The organism is Pollutibacter soli, from assembly GCA_029269725.1.
GTDB classification, from domain to species: domain Bacteria; phylum Bacteroidota; class Bacteroidia; order Chitinophagales; family Chitinophagaceae; genus Pollutibacter; species Pollutibacter soli.
In genome coordinates this window covers 216,292-236,055 of the sequence record JARJHS010000003.1, presented here as the reverse complement: position 1 = coordinate 236,055, position 19,764 = coordinate 216,292, and the positions used below count along the sequence as shown (strand labels likewise).

The window sequence follows — 19,764 nt, the reverse complement described above, 5'->3', positions numbered from 1 at the left end:
GGCTGCTCAGTAATAAACATTACTAAACTAAATTATCACGACAACTGCTGCTTTACACTCCTTTTGCCTTTTGCCTGCTTACCACTACCTGTTTTGCCTGTCTCGCCCAGAATCTACAAATTTGCATTATGCAAAAACTAACCATAACCATTGATGGATGGTCGTCGTGTGGTAAAAGTACATTAGCAAAACAGCTGGCAAAAAAGCTCGGATATGTTTATATTGACAGCGGCGCGATGTATCGGGCAATAACGCTTTATTTTCTGCGGAATCATGTGGACTGGACAGATATAAATGAAGTGAAAGAAGCATTACAGCAGATTGAGCTGGAGTTTCTTTTTAATCCAAAATCAGATCAATCCGAGATTTTATTGAATGGCGAGAATGTGGAATTTGTCATCCGTGACCTCGTGGTTGCTGAGAAAGTAAGTGAAATTGCGACGATACGTGAGGTGAGGGATTTTGCGGTTGCCCAACAACGGAAGATGGGCAGAAAGAAGGGCATAGTGATGGATGGCCGTGATATCGGAACCGTAGTTTTTCCGGACGCGGAGTTGAAAATTTTTATGACAGCAGATAATGCGATTCGCGTGCAACGCAGGTACAACGAATTGTATGAGAAAAATCCCAATATTACGCTTGAGGAAGTGAAAACAAACCTTGAGCTGCGCGACTTTATTGATTCCAACAGGGAGATTTCTCCTTTAAGACAGGCCGATGATGCACGTTTGCTGGATAATTCAAATATCAGCGAAGCAGAGCAATTAAAAATTGCGCTGAATTGGGTGGATGAGACGTTACATGTTAAACGTAAAACGTAAAACGTGTATCGTTAGCAGTTACTTGCTCCATTCGTCAATTACTTCATCGTAGTTTCTGGCATCCGGAAAAAAGCTGTGTAATTTTTTTATCACGGCTTCCACCATCGCATCCGGACATGATGCTCCACTCGTGATTAATATTCTTACCGGGTATTTTGCAGGGAGATAATTGTGATGAACAGATTCTGTTTTTCTCCTCCAATCGAAATGCAAAATTGTTTCTGCGGTAAACAGGTCTGCTTCAGAACGTATGAACCAGGTAGGCAGCACTTCTTCGCAAAGTTCAACCAGGTGTGACGTGTTGCTGCTGTTTCTTCCACCAATGACAATGGCCAGGTCAGCATTTTGTTCGAGCATCCCGGAAACAGCGCCCTGGTTATCAGTAGTTGCGTAACATAGTGTGTCGCGGGTATCTGCAAATCGCGCGCTGATTGTCTTGTCGTTCAGGTCGTAATATGTAGCGATTACCTGTTTCAGATAATCGGCAATAGCCTGTGTGTCACTCGCCAGCATGGTGGTCTGATTCACTACGCCGATTCTCTGCAGATCTTTTGTAACATTAAATTCTTCGGAAAATCGTCCCCTGAATTCTGTATAAAAATCTTCAGCAGGTTTTTCGCCGGTTATGTATTTCCCGAGTTCAATGGTTTCCTTCATATCATTTACAACGACTGTTGGCGCCTCTGCCGCACTATGACTGAATGTTGCGCGCGTTTCTTCGTGCGAAGGTTTGCCATGTACAATGATGCTGTATCCCTTGGCCGCGATCTGGTTTGAGCGGTTCCAGACTTTTTCCACAAACGGGCAGGTAGTGTTATATTTTTCAATTTGAATTCCGCGTTCGCGAAGAGATTTCTCGATGGCGAGAGTGGTTCCAAAAGCCGGAATAATAACAATGTCGTCAGCGCCAAGGCTTTTGAAGGGTATCAGCTGTTTTCCGTAAGTATCCATCATGAACTCAACACCCCGGGCTTTCAAATCCTCATTTACGAATGGGTTGTGAATCATTTCGCTGAGCAGGAATATTCTTTTCCCGGGGTTCTCATCCACCGTCCGGAAAGCGATTTCGATAGCATTTTCAACTCCGTAGCAAAAGCCAAAATGACGGGCGAGATAAAGTTGCAGCGGGCCAAAATCCAGCAGCGTCGGCGACAGGTTCTTCTTCATCTTGTCCTCCTGCTTTCTTTTCTGCTTGATGGCAGTGATCAGGGGGCTACGATAAGCTACCGGTACATTGAATGTTTTCATGATGAGATAAACGTCAAAGCAGCAAAGTTATGTATTCTCAGACCTCCCAGGTCTTAAAGACCTGGAAGGTCTTTTAAACCTGGCAGGTTTCCTTAAACCTGGGAGGTCTTAGACCTCCCAGGTTGGGTATCTGAGACCTTATTTTCAATCATTTAGTATCAACCTGGAAACAGCCATCGCTTGAAATATGAAAAACTGGACCCAATAACATGGCAGATCTTTCAGACCAGGAAGTGGGACCTTCAAGGTCTTAAAGACCTGGCAGGTCTTTTAAACCTGGCAGGTTTCCTTAAACCTGGGAGGTCTTAGACCTCCCAGGTTGGGTATCTGAGACCTTATTCGCAATCATTTAGTATCAACCTGGAAACAGCCATCGCTTTAATTATGAAAAACTGGACCCAATAACATGGCAGATCTTTCAGACCAGGAAGTGGGACCTTCAAGGTCTTAAAGACCTGGCAGGTCTTTTAAACCTGGCAGGTTTTATAAACCTGGGAGGTCTTAGACCTCCCAGGTTTAGGTTTTGAGAAGGATGCCAAAACTTTTTTATATATCTTACCGGCATGCAAGAACAGTTTATCCCGGTAGAATGGAGCCGAAAGACAAATGTATACGAAGTAAACACCCGCCAATACACCACTGAGGGGAGTTTTCGTGCCTTTGCGTCCCATTTGCCACGGCTGAAGGACATGGGAATCGAAGTGATCTGGTTTATGCCGGTAACGCCCATCAGCCAGGAGGGCAGAAAGGGAAGCCTGGGGAGCTATTACGCCTGTTCAGATTATTGCGCCATCAACCCGGAATTTGGCAATGAAGACGACTTCAGGGCAGTTGTAAAACAAGCTCATGACCTGCACATGAAAGTGATCATTGACTGGGTGGCCAATCATACCGGCGTTGAACACGTGTGGAAGGCTCCTCACCCCGACTTCTATAAGAAAAATGACCAGGGAGAATTTTACGATGCCCATGGATGGGATGATGTGATTGATCTTAATTATGAAAATCAGGCCATGCGTCTTGCCATGATCGATTCCATGGCCTGGTGGGTGAAAAATTTTGATATCGATGGATTTCGTTGCGATATGGCGATGCTTTGTCCGCTGGATTTCTGGAGGCAGGCCAGGACCGACTTGGACAAACTCAAACCACTTTTCTGGCTGGCGGAACTGGATAGTTGGGATAATCCTGATTATATGCAGGTATTTGATGCAGCGTATACCTGGAAATGGATGAGGGCAACAAGAGATTACATCACATCAAGTAACCGGCAGATCCATCTGCTGGATGCGGTGTTGATGCATTATCAGTCACTCTATCCAAAAACAGCCCTTAGGGCCTGGTTCACCAGTAATCATGATGAAAACAGCTGGAATGGCACCGAATATGAAAAGTATGGCGTGATGGCTCCTGCGCTGGCTGTTTTCAATTGTCTGTGGCAGGGAATTCCGCTGACCTATAGCGGCCAGGAACTCCCGAATCATAAACGACTCCTTTTTTTTGATAAAGACTGTATCGAGTGGAACGAACATCCTGCATTGCATGATTTCTATAAAAAATTACTAGGACTTCGTGCATCTCATCCGGCATTGGTTTCTGATCCGGCACATCCGCCGGTAAGAATTGCAACTGCATCTGACGGCGCACTGTTTTGCTGGCTCAGAAAATCTGAAGATCGGGAAGTGCTGGTTGTCCTCAATTTATCAGATATGCATTTCCAGCCAGCATGGATAACCGATAATAAGGTTGCCGGAAAATTCACAGAATTATTCAGCAATGCTGAGAACGATTTTGATTCAAACAGGGGAGTACAATTGGAGCCTTGGGCGTACCAGGTATGGGTAAGGTAAGAGGTGAGAAGTGAGAAGTGAGAAGTGAGAAGTGGGTAGAACGTTTAACGTTAAAGGTAAACCGTTAAAATCTGAAAGTGCAGGAAGCTAATAGTTTGTGAATCATCTCTGTGGAATATAGGCCAGCTTAAATATAATTTTTTTCCCCTTAAACAGAAAGAACGAACGCTTGTGTTAAAGCGTTCGTTCTTTCTGTTTTGACTCTATAAATTGCTTAGCCTAACGTTCTACGTTTTACGTTTAGCATTAAACGTTTTTACTCTCCAAACTCAATAGGATACTGATAGGCTCCTTCAAATCCCGGATAAAATCCTTCGAGCAATACACGCTTGGGATTTTTAGCCATGGCTGAATTCAATTCTTCGATGGTAGTAATATCCTGGCCATTTACTTTGTTGATGATGAACCCATCTTTCATACGGGTCTGCTCTTCAATTGGACCGGCATTGATTTTCTTGACAATCACACCGCCTTTTACACCATATTCTTTTGCTTTTTTCGGATCCAGTTGGGTGAATTCAGCTCCGAACAAATCGAGAGAACTTGCTTTAACTACTTCGTAGTTGCCGGTTTTGTTTTTGAGCGTTATATCTGTTGTCGACTCTTTAGTTCCCCGGAGATACGTAACCGAAATTTTGTCACCAGGTTTATATCCTGCAATCTGCTCAACCATTTCACTACCACTGGTTATTCTAACGCCGTTGATTTTTGTGATATAGTCGCCTGCCTGGATGCCCGAACTTGCCATCGCTCCATCTTTTGCAACTTCACGCACCAGAACACCCTGGCCTTCCTTGAATGAAAGTTTTTCTTTTTCTGTATCAGGTGCATTTTCCGGAAGGTATGTGATACCAAGATATGCGCGCTGAACAGTACCAAACTGCAACAGGTCGTTGATGATTTTCTTTACAATATTTACAGGAATTGCATATGAATAACCTGCATAGGCGCCGGTTGGAGAAGCGATCGCAGAAACGATACCCACCAATTCACCATTCGTATTAATCAGTGCGCCTCCGGAATTTCCCTGGTTAACTGCTGCATCTGTCTGGATGAATGATTCAATCGGTGTTTGACTCTTCCTCGCATTTAATCCAAGTGAACGTGCCTTTGCACTAACTATACCTGCAGTAACCGTAGTTTCCAGGTTCAAAGGATATCCGACTGCCAGAACCCACTGACCGATTTTTACCTGGTCAGAATTACCATACAGAAGGAAGGGGAGACCTTTTGCCTCAACTTTTAAAAGAGCAAGGTCGCTGCTGGGATCGGTCCCTATCATTTTTGCCACATAAGATTTCTTATTGCTGAGAGTAACTTTTATTTCATCAGCTTCATCAATTACATGGTTATTGGTAACGATGTATCCATCCTCGCTGATGATCACACCGGAACCACTTGCGCGGCTGGGGATTGATCTCTGCGGATTGTCAAAAAAATCATAGAAATCGTCGCCGAATATATCAGCAAAAGGATTTTTTCTTTTCGGAAGATTGTTGCTCGCCGTGCGGTTTTTCCCGATCACGGTGGTGATATGGACGACCGAAGGTGTACTTGCATTGGCAGCCTGCTGAAAATCGACGGGCTGGCCAGGCAAATTGAATGAACTGTCAAATAAACCAGCATAATTTGCCGGTATCTTACTGTTCGACTCCTGTAATGCGATGGGTTTATTGTTGAATTTGTTATATGCAAACAACACTGTGAGCGTAGTTGCTGCACTGATCAGCATTACGGATAAGACCTGTTTAAATTTCATGTTGCGTGTCGTTTATTTTTTATACAAAGCTTCGTCAAATTATGTGCCTTAGCACATTACAAATAAACGAAGCTGACTGAATTTCAGTAGCCCGAAAAACCCATTTAACAAAACTATTAGAATAGAATTTCATCAAGCGTCTTTAAAAATACGAAATGCTTCCGACTTCCAACCTACCAAACGCTCCCGTCTATCATTATTGCAGGATATTAAAAAGAATTTATTCAGCCGGGCAAAAGTCTATTTCAGGAGGGTGAGAAATTGTAAAGTATCCACACTATCGGCATAATCAGTTAATGAAGGTTTCTGAGCTGTACCGAAAGGTGTTAATCCTTTCCCAACGATTGTCTGAATGTGCTCAGTATTTAATCCCGCTGTCAATTTGTCTTTGTCACTGTAATACTGGTAGTGAATCTGCCCGATTGGAGAAAAAGGTGAGGGGCTTTCAATCAACAGAACCGATCCGTTGGTCATATAAAATTTATTATTCATCAATGGAATAGCCAGGTTGTAATCGTAATTGTGTTTGTACTTGTGCAGGTCCATGAAATAATCGTATTTCTTCAGCGCAGTCAGCAGGGGCACAAAGTCATATTGTTCGGGCACAAAAAACTGAGTAACGTTTCTGCAACCCAATCCGAAAAATTGCTGCATGTCATCCGCAAGCAATGACAGCATCTCCGGTGTTTCATCGCCATTGAGTATAGCAACGGAAGTTCTGTTCCTGCGAATGATATGGGGATATTTTCCAAAATACTGTTCGAAATACCTGGCCGAATTATTCGATCCTGTGGCGATGTATGCGCCGCAGTTTTTCAATAAGGAGCTGATGGTGATCGATTCGTTTAATTCCGGCCACTTTTGCTGCATCCATTCAATGAGGTGCGTCATAAGAATATTATCTTTTTCAGACATTTTAATTTTCTGACGATGACCTGAAACAAAAGCGCAGAGGAAATCATGAAATCCCACCATTGGAATATTTCCCGCCATGACGATTCCGATTTCTTTACCTGCGGGCGTTTCCTCGGGTAATTGATATTCTGCCGCCCAGTGACGTAACAGGTCCTCATTTAGAAACTGCTCCCGTATATTGTTGGCTGCCAGATCGATAAATTCCGGAAGAAACCAGGCGTTGATTGTTGAAGCCCGGTGTTTGGCAGCTGCCCAGCCCGATTCATCTGATCCTATGTATTCACCTAATTGTTTCAGAATTTCGATGCGTTGTTGTATTTTCATATTGACGCATGAGTTAATTTTAGACCACAAATCATTTGTATAGTTTGCAAAAATAAACCCGTAATCAACCCTTAAAAAAATAAGTTGCTATGGCGATAAAAATAACAGACGAGTGTATTAACTGCGGCGCGTGCGAACCTGAATGTCCGAATAATGCTATTTATGAAGGCGGAGTGGAATGGGCCATTGCTGACGGCACCACCGTGAAAGGAAGTTTTGTGCTCCTGGATGGTACGGTTACCGATGCAGATGAAAAGCATGCTCCGATCAGTAACGACACCTATTATATTACACCAAATAAATGTACGGAGTGCCAGGGATTTCATGAGGAGCCACAATGTGCAGCGGTTTGTCCTGTGGACTGTTGCGTACCTGATGAGATGTATACTGAAACTGTGGAAGAGTTGCTGGCGAAAAAAGAGAAACTGCATATCTGAGAAAAATATTTGACGATTGCCGCTGTAAGCGACATAATCAGGTGGGTGATATTTCCCATCGCGGGGTGAAGTCGGCATAAACCTTGTTTATACTTCACCCTTTCTATTTAAATACATGCCATGAAAGGGTTAGCAGCGCTGGTTTTAGTTTCTTTATTCTCCTGCAATCTTAGTTTTAAAAAAGAAGATAAGCGCGTAGAGGCGTTGAACAGTATGCAGCAGACAGATGCTGATTTCTCTAAGCTGTCCGTTGAAAAGGGATTTCGGAAAGCATTCCTGGAATATATGGATGAGGATGGGATTTTGTTGAGAGACAATCATGAACCCATTGTTGGCGCAGATGCCATTCATTATGTAACCAGCATCAATGATTCCACTTTCCGCCTGGAATGGGAACCGCTGGGCGGCGATGTGGCAAAATCCGGCGACCTGGGCTATACTTACGGAACATACATACTGAGCGGCGACAGTACTGAACAACGGGGCACTTATGTTACTGTCTGGCGGAAGACAGACAATGGCAATTGGAAGTTTGTGATGGACGCCGGCACGCAGGGATTAGATGATGTGATCAGAGAATAAAATGATTATCAGTTCGTTAAAGTCTGATTCAAAATTTAGGTTTCATTTAGTTTCTTTTCATTTTCTTTGTTAAAAGACCAATTCCATGCGTAAACCGCGGATCGCTTTTGTTACCGGAGGATATTCGTCTGAAGCGGTAATATCTTACAAAAGTGCCATCACCATTGAAAATCACCTGGATAAAGAATTATTCGACGTCTACAGGATTGATATAACTCCCGAGCAATGGTTTCATCCGCTCAAAGGCGGTGGTCGTGTACTTGTTAACAGGGATGATTTTTCGCTTTCTCTCGAATCGGGAAAAGTCGAATTTGATGCCGTGTTCATCGGTATTCATGGTACTCCCGGTGAAGATGGTCGTTTGCAGGGATATTTTGACCTGGTAGGACTCCCTTATACTTCCTGTGATGCAGCGACGTCTGCGATCACCTTCAATAAAAGATATACTGTAGCAGTCGCTGCATTTTCCGGGGTTAACGTGGCAAGGTCATTGCACCTTTTCAAACACGATCCGTTGCCGCCGACAGAAATTCTCAGATCACTGACTTTACCGGTTTTTGTAAAACCCAATAACGGAGGTTCCAGTATCGGGATGAGTAAAGTGATGCATGGACATGAACTTGAAGCTGCACTCGAAAAGGCTTTTCGCGAAGATGACCAGGTGCTTGTGGAAGAATACATCAGTGGCAGAGAATTCACCATCGGTGTGTACAGGAGTAATAATAAAGTGGTGACGCTGCCTTTCACTGAAATATTTGCCGAGAATGAGTTTTTTGATTTTTCGGCTAAGTATGAGGGTAAGTCCAGAGAAGTGACGCCTGCTGCATGTTCAGAAGAGATCGCACAAAATGTACGTGATACTGCGGAAAAGGTGTATCGAGTATTCAATTGCAGAGGCATCGTGCGGATGGATTTTATTTTCAATGAGGAAGCTAATGCAGCATATCTTCTTGAAATCAATACAGTGCCCGGACAAAGTGAGGCAAGCATCGTACCGCAGCAGGTAAGAGCAAACGGAATGCAGTTGAAAGATTTTTATACTGCACTGGTTCGCGAAGCGCTTGCACAGAAAACAGAAAAACAATTAGTTTGATCCACCCTAAAACGCTTTGAATTAATACATGTTTTCCTTCATAACAAAAAGGCCGCTTTGGGTGAATCTGCTAGTCGGCATTGCCCTTTCTTTTCTTTTTTTCTTCCTGGTTTTCATGACGCTGAATTTCTGGACGAATCACGGCGAGTACCTGCGTGTGCCTGATGTAAAAGGAAAAACTTTTGCTGAAGCTGCAGGTTTGCTGGAAAAACAGGGATTTGATGTAGTGGTGCAGGATAGTGTGTATTATGATACAATAGCTCCAACCGTAGTGTTCAAACAGTTTCCAGATCCTGAAGCAACAGTGAAGGTTAACCGAACAATTTACCTGACGATCAACAGGGCGAATGCACCTGTCATTGAAATGCCGAATCTGGTGGGTATGAGTTTTCGCAATGCTGAACTGGAACTGAAATCAAGAGGATTGAAACTGGGCGATACCACATATGTTCCGGATATCGCGAAGAATGCAGTGAAAGAACAGATATGGAACGGCAGTTCGATAAAACCGGGTTCCAAGATCACGATGGGGCAAAAAATTTCGCTTGTCATAGGTGCAGGAATCGGAGCTGAAGAAGTTCCGGTACCCAATCTGTATGGTTTGCCTTACGCGGAAGCTCTTGCACTTTCAGAGGCGAATGGAATTGAGTTGTTTGTTGTGCTGGATTCGGATTTAAGAGATACGACCGCTGGATTTGTTTATTGGCAAAACCCGGAAAGACTGGATCGGGACCGGCGCATCAACAGGATCCGCGCTGGTCAGATTATGGATATCCGTCTTGGTGCGACCCGACCTGAACCCAGAATTGATTCTGCGATCGCTGCTCCGTCTAAAGAAGAAAAGAGCGAATTTTGAGAAGGATTTTAAAAAGTTGTTTATGAAGACGATTTCTATAGAAGAAGTACATGACCGGATTGAAAAAGGCGAAGAGCTTAACCTTGTTGATGTACGTGAGCCTCACGAGAACCAGGAGTTTAATATTGGTGGAATACTGCATCCGCTCGGGAAGATTCATCATTTTGAGATAAATGAACTGGATGGCCTGCAGGATAAAGAAGTGATCGTGTATTGCCGCAGTGGCAATCGCAGCGGCCAGGCAGCAATGATGCTCGGGACGATGGGCTTTAGTAATGTAAAAAATCTTACCGGGGGAATGCTGGCGTGGAGAGAGAAGTACGGGTAATAAGAGGAATACAGAAAACAGAATACAGGAAGTAGACAGAGAAAAAGACAACAGAAACAGTGGAAACAGGCAAATGTAAGAAGACCATCCGCAAGCGGACGGCGGTATACTTGAATTCAGGAAGCCGGGAATCGTGAATCAGTATTCGACAGCCGCTGTCCTGGGCCTGTAAGAAAATAGTAGATTATACAGGAAGCAAATGTTCAACAGCGCTTCGTTTTTTCTGCCAACTCATTGCTATAGCTGAAAACAAATTATAAACAGCACAGCATTTGTCTGACGACTGTCAACTGACAACTGATAACTAACACTCATCTCAATCTCGCAAAATGAAGAAAGCTTTATTGTTTTTAACCGTTATTGCCGCGGCAACCATTTTTACTTCATCTATGTTGAATCAGAAAAAAACCTTACGCCACGTGGTACTTTTTAAATTTAAAGACAGCAGCACTCCGGCGGACGTAAAAAAAATCGAAGAAGCATTTAAAGCACTTCCGAAGAAAATAAAAACCATCACCGCATTTGAATGGGGTACCAACATTAGTACGGAAGGAGTTAGCCAGGGACTGACCCATTGCTTCTTAGTCACTTTCGCGTCCGAAAAAGACCGCGACAATTATCTTCCTCATCCTGAACATAAAGCTTTCGTCGATCTTGCAGGACCGCATATCGATAAGGTGACCGTGGTGGATTATTGGGCCGAGTAGGTACAACGTGAAACGTATAACGTTAAGCGTAATACGCTGCGGTTCAACTTTCACGATAAAATAATTGTTCTCCGTATGTTAAACGGTAAAAGAATAATGCAGAAACTAACCTGGTTAGTTTCTGCATTATTCTTTTTGACATTTGGGTGTCTATCCTTCTCGCGAAGTCTAACGTTTTACGTTTTACGTTGAACGTCAAAACCTGATATTTACTCCCCCCATAAAATTGATGCCTGCCACCGGAAAGTAATTGTTGGAAGTAACGAGCTCTCCACCATACTGGTACGAGTAGGTATATCCGTTAGGTTCGTACAGCGCGTTGAAAAGATTATTTACCACAAATAACAATTCAATGTCCTTTGCAAATTTTTGTGGAATAGAATAATTAAACCGGAGATCCGATACAAGAAACGGATCAAGACTCCTGGATTTTTTTGAGGTATTATCGAGATATTGACGCCCCACATATTTCCCTGTCATTGCAATTCCAAGTCCGGGGATGGGATTGAATTGTAACTGAGCTCCAGCCGTTACACCCGGAGATAAGGCGATATCTGATTTCTCATAAAAAACAGATTTTTGTCCACCTGCATCATAATCATCATAGTACTCCGTAAAGTCAAGCACTTTATTTTCGCTCAGATTCAGATTACCGGAAACAGTAAACCAGTTGACAGGTTTCCAGCGTGCCTGTATTTCAACACCCATCCTGTAACTTTTGGGAATATTGGTACGCGTGTATGCGCCTACATCGTTAATCTGGCCTGTGAGTACGAGTTGATTTTTGTAACGCATATAATAACCCGTAACACCAAAAAATGTTTCGGCGTTGCGTCTTTCCACACCCAGTTCAAAATCATGTAAAGTCTCATGAACAGGTTGTTGTTCCAGACCTGCTTCAAAATCATCCCGGTTAGGTTCTTTGTTGGCAAGAGCGTAAGAGAGGTAAGTGGTCCATTCGCTTCTTATATAGCTAATGCCTGCTTTCGGGTTGATAAAATTCCATTTCTTATCGATCAGCAGATTCGGCGAATTTCTGAAACCGTTCAGATCGTAACTCACATGCCGGTACTGCAGATCACTGAAGGCATAAAAATAATCTGCGATCTGTTGTTGCCACTTGCCATAAATATTAAAATCATTTTTAAAAGCATCAAGATTGTACCAGCGATAATCTTTTTCAATTCCGCCTTCTTCTGCCCATATCACTTTACCGTAGTGATCACCGTCATACCTGCTGAAACCTCCACCAAGAATTACTTCTTTGCTCCGGTCTTTGTATTGAAGTGAAAAAGTGTTTCCATAAAAATGATTATCGAGCCAAAGCTGGCGGACCAGATCTGTTTCCGTTATGGGTTCATTACCGATAACGGGATTTGGCAAACCATAATCCTCATAAGCCTGGTCAGCTTTGTACTGCTCGTAGTAGCCTTTGCCTCTCGTATAAAACAATGCGATGTTCAGTTTGAGTTTGCTGCTTAACTCCTGGTTGAAGAACAGCTGGTAATGATCCTGTTTGTAATTGTCTGTTTCATTATCATAAGGCGTTCCAGGTTTTTCGGTTCCGGATGGATTATAAGTCCGGTCTGTTTTCAGTAAATCTTCAGTTACCCCATTCCATGCCTGGTAGGTTTTTTCTTTACCTGAAAATGCATTGAAACGCAGCGAAGTTTTTTCTTTCAGCCATGCCCCGGATAGATACCAGGAAGTTAGTGTGGATGAAGCACGATCAACATAACCATCACTGCTGATATGTGATAACCTTGCATCCACGGTGAACTGATTATTCAGCAAACCAGTACCGGCCTTGATTGTGTTCTTCCAGGTATTGAAAGATCCATAGCTGTTGTTAATTTCAGCATAAGATTTATCCTGTACTTCATTGGTTGACATATTGATCGTTGCGCCGAATGCACCGGCGCCATTGGTACTTGTACCAACACCGCGCTGGATCTGGATGCTGTTGACGGATGATGCAAAATCCGGAAGGTTAACGAAGAACAGTCCCTGGGATTCTGCATCATTGTATGGGATCCCATTAAGGGTTACGTTGATCCTGGTGGCGTCAGTTCCACGAATTCTTATTCCAGTGTATCCGACACCGTTACCCGCGTCGGAATTTGCAACGACAGATGGCGTCTGATTGATCAGGAAAGGGATATCCTGCCCAAGATTAATTTTTTCCAGTTCTCTTTTGTTAATCGTGGATTTTGTGAAAGGCGCCTTGTCTCCTGCTCTGACTGCATAGATCTCGACTGGTTGCATCAGTCCTGAGGATCTTGAAAGGAGTAGTAAAACTGGCGTGTTTGAAGGAGCAATGGCAGTATCCAAAGTGCGATAACCTATACTACTGACAGTCAGGTTTAGCTTTTCGCTGGATGAAACACGTGCAGAAAACCAGCCGTCCTGGTCTGTAATAATGCTCTGATTCGATACAATGATTGTGGCACCGGAAAGGGCGCCATTACCTTCTTTATCGCGCACCTGGCCCCTGATGGTGTATGGCTGTGCATACGAAAGCATGGTCTGCAGGATGAGCCCTGCAGTGAGGAAAATTCTTGTTTTTTTCATAACTGTTTTTGTCGGCGACCGGTATTCTCACAATACCAATCTGGTTCACAAAAACAGGAAAGGAGAGAATATGTGAGAGGCTCTAACCTTCCCTGCGCAGGCATTACCCTGATCAGGTTCTACGGGTTTGATCTCAGCCGTCTTGCTTTTGGCAGACAGGCACCCCGGGAACTTTTTTTTGGATGCGGATGCTATCCGCGGCGAAATTAGGAATATTTGAGTTTTCCTGTAACATTTGTTTTGGCTGAACGTACCATTATAAACACATCACATGAAAAGGATCATAGGATTGGCTATGTTATGCCTTGTAACAGGATTTGTGCAGGCACAGGAAAAAAACACGATTAACGATCCCAATGCAAGGGAAAGAAAAGTTGGGACCTTTTCGGGAGTTTCCGTTTCGGGATCAATTGAGTTGCATATTACCCAGGATCCTTCCACGAGAGTTCTGGTCAGCTCATCTGATGCGGATTGGACTGATAAAATTGAAACTTTTTTGAAGAACGATGTATTGTATATCCGGATGAAGAAGGATTCTGACAACTGGAACTGGAGTGGTCGCAACAGGCGTTTCCGTGCTTATGTGTCTTCACCGGTAATAAAATCGATTGAATCATCAGGATCCGGGCGTACGATTATTGAAGGCAGGATCAATTCAGAAGAACTGGAAATCACCTCAAGTGGCTCAGGCAGTATCGATGGAATTATTGATGTAAACAAGCTTAGTTTTGAGAAAAGCGGAAGTGGTCAATCCCGTTTAAGTGGAAGAGCTACTTATGCGTCGATTGAAACCAGTGGCTCAGGAAGTTTTGTGGGACCCGATCTGATCGTTGAAAAATGTTCAATTTCCACCAGTGGATCAGGAAGTGTTGAGGTGACTGTAAACAAAGAAATAGCAGCATCTACCAGTGGTTCAGGAAATATTCGTTTGCATGGCGAAGCGTTGATATCGGATATTTCCACATCGGGAAGTGGCAGGTTAAAAAGAATGAAATAATAACTACAGGCATTCCAATAAGTAGCACAAACAAATTGTATGAAAAAAATTTTTGTTTTTATCGTGATGTTGTCGGCTTTTACCGGTTTGAAAGCCCAGGATGAAAAAGTGGTGGTAAACGATCCGAATGCAGAGGTGAGAGCGGTAAGCGGCTTTGATGAGATTTCCGTTTCGGGTGGTATTGATCTTTATCTCTCCCCGGATAATAACGAAACTGTGGTGGTAAGTGCAAATGATTTGAAACTGAGGGATCGGATCGTGACGAGGGTTAATGGAAGCAGGCTTGAAATATTTTTTGATAATAAGAGTCTCACCCGCTGGCCTTCAAATATGAATCTGAAAGCATACGTGTCATTTAAAACATTGAAAAAACTGAAAGCCAGTGGATCTTCCGATGTTTTTGTAAACGGGATAATCAGGAGTGACGTTTTTGATCTCACATTGAGCGGAGCCAGTGATTTTAGAGGAGCAATCGAAGCAAATCAGTTGACATTAAATCAAAGCGGAAGTTCTGATTCGCGGATCAGTGGACGCGCCGATCGGGTTAATGTAGATGTCAGCGGCGCGAGTGACGTGAAGGCTTACGAATTTGAAGTAAACTATTGTACTGCTGAAGCGTCTGGTGCATCAGATATTCAAATTACAGTACAGAAAGAATTAAATGTAAGAGCTTCAGGTGCGAGTGATGTGTTTTATAAGGGTGCAGGGATGATAAGGGATATCAAGAGCAGCGGATCGAGTAGCGTGAAAAGACAGAATTGACAACCTGATAATCATTCCGGAGAATCCATGCAGTTGATTGATCTGCATGGATTTTTTTTATTCAGGTTGATAGGGCCCTCCTGGCACGCCCCAACCCCAGACAGGCAAAGGTTCAGATTCTTTCATTGGGTTTTCCTGTATAGGTGAATTGATAACTGCAATCCGCGTCCCCATTCCAGGTATCCTGCAAATGCCAACCGGAATTCAGGATCGGATTTGAATCCAACTTCGTCAGCTGTCTGCAACTATAAAGCCATCTATCGCTGACGCTTTTGTTCATCAAGCATTTTCCCTATGTGCTTTCCAATCATCGAAGCTTGTGATCCGCCGTCTCCTGTTGTACATAGCTTCTCTCCGCCAAACACTTCAGCTGCAAAATGCGCCACATGCCTGACATGATCGGGCGACATATTTTTGAAAACCGGCCCGAGCAATTCGTCTTTTAGAACTTTTGAATAGCATTCTGCAAACAGTCTTTCGAAAGTACTCCTATCACCCGCCCACGTGAACAGGGTTGGTACTTGTTTCTCCACTTGTGTTATATTATTTGTTTTTGCTGATCTAAAAATGCAGGATTTATGATCCTGTAATAGAAAATATTTGTTACCTTAAATCAGCCAGCCGTCTGGTCAATTTTTTCTAAGTCATAGGAACGAACATAAGCCTTGTATTTCTGGAATGCTTGTAAAAGCATGTAGTCATTTTAAATTATGATCATCACCCGGGGTTGATCGATTTCCAGGTGCGTGATCCAATACCAAAACTTATGTTCAGACATTACTTCAAAACAGCAGTTCGCATTTTCTGGAAACAGAAAGCATTTTCACTGATCAATATTATAGGACTTGCTCTCAGTATGGCAGTTTGCCTGTTACTGATCATGCTTGTTAAGGATGCAAACCAGTTTGATCTTTTTCATAAAAGTCCGGATAGGATTTATCGCATCAACACTGAGGCCATTCGTAAAGGCGGAGGAACGGAAGGCTATGCTTCTTCTCCATACACAGTCATGGCTGCGTTAACCAAAGGTTACTCCGGAATCGAGCATTCAGTTATGCTGAGCAGGTTCAATGGTGATGTATCATTTGAAGAACGAAAATTTTCATTCGATGGAAAGTTTACTGATGAACAGTTTTTCTCCATTTTTGGATTCACGCTAAAAGCTGGGCAGACAGCAACTTCGCTTGCCGAACCATTTTCAATAGTTCTTACCAATGAGCTGAGTGAAAAGTTATTTCCTTCTGAAAATCCAGTCGGAAAAATGGTTGATGTTACAGGAGCGGGCATTTTCAAGGTGACGGGTGTACTGGACAAATTTCCCGGAAAAACGCATCTCGAATTTGATGCGTTGATGTCGTTTTCATCCGTGCCTGTGCTCGAGAAAAAAAATGTAGTAAGTAACACGACAAATAATTGGTTAAACTATTATACCAACTACAGTTATTTATTGCTGAACAAAGGAACCGATCCTAAGCAGATCGAGCTGTTCCTGACTGAAATTGCTGCGACAAAGTATAAAGATCTGCCATTGGAAACAAGAGATGCAGGCTATCGGTTTAAGCTTCAGTCATTACAGAAAATTACTCCAGGCCCGATGTTCAGTAATAATATGGGAAGGGGTGTTCCTTCAATTGTACTCTGGTTTATAAGTCTGCTTGCCTTGGTGATTATCGTTTCTGCTGCTTTTAACTATACAAATCTCACCATCGCTAAAGCAGTTGTTCGTACCCGTGAGATCGCACTTAGAAAAGTAGTGGGAAGTTCAAGATGGTATATATTTCTTCAGGTGTTATCTGAATCAATTATTACTTCGCTTATTTCCCTGCTCGTCGCATTTGTGATATTACAGTTCCTGATTCCTTCATTTACCGGCCTCAGTGTCATGAGCTCATTTGATATCAGCTTAAAAACAGACCCACTCGTGTTATTTTACTTTGTTTTATTTGCCATCATCACTGGCTTATTCGCTGGTATTCTGCCGGCAACCGTACTCTCCCGTGTAAAACCGTTGATGTTATTACAGAAGCTTCAGCATCTTCCCTATTTCAGGCGGCTGGGTTTAAGAAAAGTTTTACTGATTATTCAGTTCCTGATTTCATTGATTTTCATCAACATGGTGCATATTTCGTACAAACAAATGCAGCATGGGATGGACATCAATTTCGGGAGCAGCCATGCGCATATTTTCAACATCAATCTGCAGGGACAGGACTATGCCCATGCCTTGCAGGAATTTTCAAAAGTGCCTGGAGTGGGAAAAGTGTCTGCAATATCAACACTTATGGGAAATTACAGTGATCGTGCAGGAGAATACCGGATATCAAAAGATAAAGATCCGGTGATCATTCGCGAGTATGTTACTGACGAAAATTACATCAGCAACTTCGATCTGAAACTTCTGGCGGGAAAGAATTTTCCTTCAAATCCATCTCAGCAGCATGAACAGTATGCCATCGTGAATGAGAAATTTATTGAACATTTTCAATTGGGTTCTCCTATCGAAGCTGTTGGAAAAACAGTACTTGCAAACGACAGTCTTGAATTGACCATCATAGGTGTGTTGAAAGATTTTATTTTCAAGCCACAGGAGTACGCGTTGGCGCCTATGGTTATGCGTTATGATCCTACACAGTGGAATTATCTTAACATCAGCCTTAATTCTTCCAGTGTTGTAAGCACCGTTGCACAGCTTGGTGCTGTTTGGAAAGCGCTTGATCCTTATCATCAGTTTAATGGCAGATTTTATGAGGAAGAAGTACAGGCAGTCTATGCAGGAATGCGTGACATAACACGGATGGTCGCGTTTATCGGCTTCCTGGGAATGGTAATAGCATGTCTCGGACTATTGGGCATTACCATGTTTACCGTGCAATCAAAAACACGGGAGATCAGTATCCGGAAAGTTGTAGGAGCTGGTCCGTTTGCGCTGGTTAAGTTATTGTCGCGTTCTTATTTCCAGGTGATTCTGATTTCATTGTTAATCGCAATTCCGGTAGTCGCCATTCTTGGAAACCTTGTATTGCAGAGTATCAGTCAGCGAATTGAATTCGGGCCAGGATTATTTGTACCGGGAGTAACCGTCATGTTAATATTTTCTGCATTGACTGTCGGTTCACAAACAATCAGGGCTGCATTTGTTAACCCGGTAAATGGGCTTCGGGAAGAATAAGTTCTGTGGATAAAAATGTTCACTCCATGGTATCTGTCGATGACGACTTTTCAATTTTGGCAAGCCAACTGCTGTCTTCAGCCAGTGAAGTATAATTGAAAAGTATCTCTTCTTTGATACTGCCTTTATAAAAAATTTGTCCACGAACATCTTTCCAATGATGGCTGTGATGACTGAGCACTTTTTTAATGGCATCCCTGTGTTTATCTGTTAGCACATGGTGCGCCTTTTTAAATCCTTTTTTATCTTTTACCAGTGGTGTATATTCCAGATAGTCGTGTGGAATATTTGCGCAATCATACCATATGCGTCTGAAAAAACTTTTATCTCCGAATGAATACACATACTCGTCAGGATGAGAAATCAGGTGTTGTTGAACCTGTAACCGGATCAGGCTGTCGTTTTGCAGATAGATATTGAGATGAAATTCCGGGTCAATGGTTTGTACTCCCTTTAGTTTTGAATTGTTCCAGTTCTGCAGAAATAAGTAAGTCTGTTTTTCTGTAAGCCGGAGGGGGATTGGATCTGCTTGTTTTCTTATTTCGATGTGTGATACCTGTGTATGGTTAATAAAATGAGAAGAGCCCTTCCTGCATGAAAATAGCGCCCAGATACATAATAGCCACACCAGGTATTTGCCTTTCATAAGTAATGGGATAATTCGCTGCTGATTGTTTATTATCAAACAGAAAAGTACTCCGCGAAAATAAAATAATTAAGGTTTTTGATTTATCAATTAATGAACAAATCTGCTCTGTTTCAACAAGTTTTTATTGTCAATATTGTATGAAACCTATTAAAACGACCAATCTGTTAAACGGTATTAAATTGAGATTAAAATTTTCCTGATTTTTCAGGTGTAAGGTGAGTAAGTGATAAGTAAAAAGTGACACCCTATTTTGGTAGAAAGAATTAGTGAAATTGGTTTTGTACATCCGGGTTGTTCCGAATCTTTTTTTGAGAGATTGTATTTTTTGAAGAGACCAATAAAATGAAACTAAACGGGCCAGGCACTGGCGGTTGTTTTCTGTTGTTGCGAAGGGGAGGATCAATATAAGTGAGAAGTACGAGGTACGAAGTAAGAAGTGAACAGCCCGACTACAATGCTAAGCTTATGTCTATCCGGCAAGACAAAAGCATTAATGATTTTGTGTACGAGCCTGTAGCCGGATAACTCCCGTCCGCCGCGGCGGATATGAGCCCGACGAGTTGATAAAATAAAAAAGTCAACCATTGCTGATTGACTTTCTGTTGTTGCGAAGGGGAGGATCAATATAAGTGAGAAGTACGAGGTACGAAGTAAGAAGTGAACAGCCCGACTACAATGCTAAGCTTATGTCTATCC

The 19,764-nt window shown here is 42.7% G+C and carries 17 protein-coding genes and 1 riboswitch; of the genes, 11 read left to right on the top strand and 6 right to left on the bottom strand.

Annotated features, from left to right (window positions below):
- Positions 1-128: 128 nt before the first annotated feature.
- Positions 129-821, top strand: coding sequence for a (d)CMP kinase (gene cmk, locus P2W82_RS09425; RefSeq protein ID WP_336515625.1), 693 nt, complete (start codon positions 129-131; stop codon positions 819-821).
- 18 nt (positions 822-839) lie between these two features.
- Here cmk and P2W82_RS09420 read toward each other — a convergent pair whose 3' ends face one another.
- The gene (locus P2W82_RS09420) at positions 840-2,069 is read right to left on the bottom strand and encodes a 4-hydroxy-3-methylbut-2-enyl diphosphate reductase (RefSeq protein ID WP_336515624.1); all 1,230 of its coding nucleotides are present in this window, start codon (positions 2,067-2,069) and stop codon (positions 840-842) included.
- A 563-nt stretch (positions 2,070-2,632) separates the two neighbouring features.
- On the opposite strand from P2W82_RS09420, the gene P2W82_RS09415 reads away from it, so the two are divergent.
- Positions 2,633-3,919, top strand: a complete 1,287-nt coding sequence (locus tag P2W82_RS09415; protein WP_336515623.1) for an alpha-amylase family glycosyl hydrolase — start codon at positions 2,633-2,635, stop codon at positions 3,917-3,919.
- Between the two features lie 256 nt (positions 3,920-4,175).
- On the opposite strand, the gene P2W82_RS09410 is transcribed toward P2W82_RS09415, so the two are convergent.
- Together P2W82_RS09410 and P2W82_RS09405 are read right to left on the bottom strand one after the other, a co-directional pair.
- Positions 4,176-5,678, bottom strand: a complete 1,503-nt coding sequence (locus P2W82_RS09410; RefSeq protein ID WP_336515622.1) for a trypsin-like peptidase domain-containing protein — start codon at positions 5,676-5,678, stop codon at positions 4,176-4,178.
- 240 nt (positions 5,679-5,918) lie between these two features.
- A complete protein-coding gene (locus P2W82_RS09405; RefSeq protein WP_336515621.1) occupies positions 5,919-6,917 on the bottom strand; it encodes an acyl-CoA reductase in 999 nt (332 codons plus the stop codon).
- 89 nt (positions 6,918-7,006) lie between these two features.
- Here P2W82_RS09405 and P2W82_RS09400 point away from each other — a divergent pair, with 89 nt between their 5' ends.
- The 6 genes from P2W82_RS09400 (at position 7,007) to P2W82_RS09375 (ending at position 10,920) form a co-directional block, all read left to right on the top strand.
- Positions 7,007-7,354 (top strand): 4Fe-4S dicluster domain-containing protein, encoded by a 348-nt coding sequence (locus P2W82_RS09400; protein ID WP_336515620.1) that lies wholly within the window; start codon positions 7,007-7,009, stop codon positions 7,352-7,354.
- Positions 7,355-7,474: 120 nt separating this feature from the next.
- On the top strand, positions 7,475-7,936 hold the full coding sequence (locus P2W82_RS09395) for a YybH family protein (protein WP_336515619.1): 462 nt from the start codon (positions 7,475-7,477) through the stop codon (positions 7,934-7,936).
- Between the two features lie 85 nt (positions 7,937-8,021).
- The gene (locus P2W82_RS09390) at positions 8,022-9,029 is read left to right on the top strand and encodes a D-alanine--D-alanine ligase (RefSeq protein WP_336515618.1); all 1,008 of its coding nucleotides are present in this window, start codon (positions 8,022-8,024) and stop codon (positions 9,027-9,029) included.
- Positions 9,030-9,057: 28 nt separating this feature from the next.
- Complete coding sequence (locus tag P2W82_RS09385) at positions 9,058-9,885, top strand: PASTA domain-containing protein (RefSeq protein ID WP_336515617.1); 828 nt, start codon at positions 9,058-9,060, stop codon at positions 9,883-9,885.
- A 22-nt stretch (positions 9,886-9,907) separates the two neighbouring features.
- Positions 9,908-10,213, top strand: a complete 306-nt coding sequence (locus P2W82_RS09380) for a rhodanese-like domain-containing protein (RefSeq protein WP_336515616.1) — start codon at positions 9,908-9,910, stop codon at positions 10,211-10,213.
- A gap of 329 nt (positions 10,214-10,542) precedes the next feature.
- Positions 10,543-10,920 carry a Dabb family protein gene (locus P2W82_RS09375; protein ID WP_336515615.1) on the top strand — a complete coding sequence of 126 codons (378 nt, stop codon included), beginning with the start codon at positions 10,543-10,545 and terminating at the stop codon, positions 10,918-10,920.
- Positions 10,921-11,115: 195 nt separating this feature from the next.
- On the opposite strand, the gene P2W82_RS09370 is transcribed toward P2W82_RS09375, so the two are convergent.
- Positions 11,116-13,491, bottom strand: a complete 2,376-nt coding sequence (locus P2W82_RS09370) for a TonB-dependent receptor (RefSeq protein ID WP_336515614.1) — start codon at positions 13,489-13,491, stop codon at positions 11,116-11,118.
- 72 nt (positions 13,492-13,563) lie between these two features.
- Positions 13,564-13,668, bottom strand: a riboswitch (TPP riboswitch).
- Between the two features lie 94 nt (positions 13,669-13,762).
- Between P2W82_RS09370 and P2W82_RS09365 the strand changes: the two genes are divergently transcribed.
- Together P2W82_RS09365 and P2W82_RS09360 are read left to right on the top strand one after the other, a co-directional pair.
- A complete protein-coding gene (locus tag P2W82_RS09365) occupies positions 13,763-14,488 on the top strand; it encodes a head GIN domain-containing protein (RefSeq protein WP_336515613.1) in 726 nt (241 codons plus the stop codon).
- Positions 14,489-14,527: 39 nt separating this feature from the next.
- Positions 14,528-15,250: a head GIN domain-containing protein gene (locus P2W82_RS09360; RefSeq protein ID WP_336515612.1), complete on the top strand. Its 723-nt coding sequence runs from the start codon at positions 14,528-14,530 to the stop codon at positions 15,248-15,250.
- 257 nt (positions 15,251-15,507) lie between these two features.
- On the opposite strand, the gene P2W82_RS09355 is transcribed toward P2W82_RS09360, so the two are convergent.
- Positions 15,508-15,783: a globin family protein gene (locus tag P2W82_RS09355; RefSeq protein ID WP_336515611.1), complete on the bottom strand. Its 276-nt coding sequence runs from the start codon at positions 15,781-15,783 to the stop codon at positions 15,508-15,510.
- A gap of 233 nt (positions 15,784-16,016) precedes the next feature.
- Here P2W82_RS09355 and P2W82_RS09350 point away from each other — a divergent pair, with 233 nt between their 5' ends.
- Complete coding sequence (locus P2W82_RS09350) at positions 16,017-18,419, top strand: ABC transporter permease (RefSeq protein ID WP_336515610.1); 2,403 nt, start codon at positions 16,017-16,019, stop codon at positions 18,417-18,419.
- A 19-nt stretch (positions 18,420-18,438) separates the two neighbouring features.
- Here the strand turns inward: P2W82_RS09350 and P2W82_RS09345 are convergent, their stop codons facing one another.
- Positions 18,439-19,065 carry a hypothetical protein gene (locus P2W82_RS09345; protein ID WP_336515609.1) on the bottom strand — a complete coding sequence of 209 codons (627 nt, stop codon included), beginning with the start codon at positions 19,063-19,065 and terminating at the stop codon, positions 18,439-18,441.
- Between the last annotated feature and the right edge of the window lie 699 nt (positions 19,066-19,764).

Excerpts from the sequence above, each read along its gene's own strand:
- cmk (WP_336515625.1), top strand. The coding sequence starts at position 129 with ATGCAAAAACTAACCATAACCATTGATGGATGGTCGTCGTGTGGTAAA.
- P2W82_RS09420 (WP_336515624.1), bottom strand. The coding sequence starts at position 2,069 with ATGAAAACATTCAATGTACCGGTAGCTTATCGTAGCCCCCTGATCACT.
- P2W82_RS09415 (WP_336515623.1), top strand. The coding sequence starts at position 2,633 with ATGCAAGAACAGTTTATCCCGGTAGAATGGAGCCGAAAGACAAATGTA.
- P2W82_RS09410 (WP_336515622.1), bottom strand. The coding sequence starts at position 5,678 with ATGAAATTTAAACAGGTCTTATCCGTAATGCTGATCAGTGCAGCAACT.
- P2W82_RS09405 (WP_336515621.1), bottom strand. The coding sequence starts at position 6,917 with ATGAAAATACAACAACGCATCGAAATTCTGAAACAATTAGGTGAATAC.
- P2W82_RS09400 (WP_336515620.1), top strand. The coding sequence starts at position 7,007 with ATGGCGATAAAAATAACAGACGAGTGTATTAACTGCGGCGCGTGCGAA.
- P2W82_RS09395 (WP_336515619.1), top strand. The coding sequence starts at position 7,475 with ATGAAAGGGTTAGCAGCGCTGGTTTTAGTTTCTTTATTCTCCTGCAAT.
- P2W82_RS09390 (WP_336515618.1), top strand. The coding sequence starts at position 8,022 with ATGCGTAAACCGCGGATCGCTTTTGTTACCGGAGGATATTCGTCTGAA.
- P2W82_RS09385 (WP_336515617.1), top strand. The coding sequence starts at position 9,058 with ATGTTTTCCTTCATAACAAAAAGGCCGCTTTGGGTGAATCTGCTAGTC.
- P2W82_RS09380 (WP_336515616.1), top strand. The coding sequence starts at position 9,908 with ATGAAGACGATTTCTATAGAAGAAGTACATGACCGGATTGAAAAAGGC.
- P2W82_RS09375 (WP_336515615.1), top strand. The coding sequence starts at position 10,543 with ATGAAGAAAGCTTTATTGTTTTTAACCGTTATTGCCGCGGCAACCATT.
- P2W82_RS09370 (WP_336515614.1), bottom strand. The coding sequence starts at position 13,491 with ATGAAAAAAACAAGAATTTTCCTCACTGCAGGGCTCATCCTGCAGACC.
- P2W82_RS09365 (WP_336515613.1), top strand. The coding sequence starts at position 13,763 with ATGAAAAGGATCATAGGATTGGCTATGTTATGCCTTGTAACAGGATTT.
- P2W82_RS09360 (WP_336515612.1), top strand. The coding sequence starts at position 14,528 with ATGAAAAAAATTTTTGTTTTTATCGTGATGTTGTCGGCTTTTACCGGT.
- P2W82_RS09350 (WP_336515610.1), top strand. The coding sequence starts at position 16,017 with ATGTTCAGACATTACTTCAAAACAGCAGTTCGCATTTTCTGGAAACAG.
- P2W82_RS09345 (WP_336515609.1), bottom strand. The coding sequence starts at position 19,065 with ATGAAAGGCAAATACCTGGTGTGGCTATTATGTATCTGGGCGCTATTT.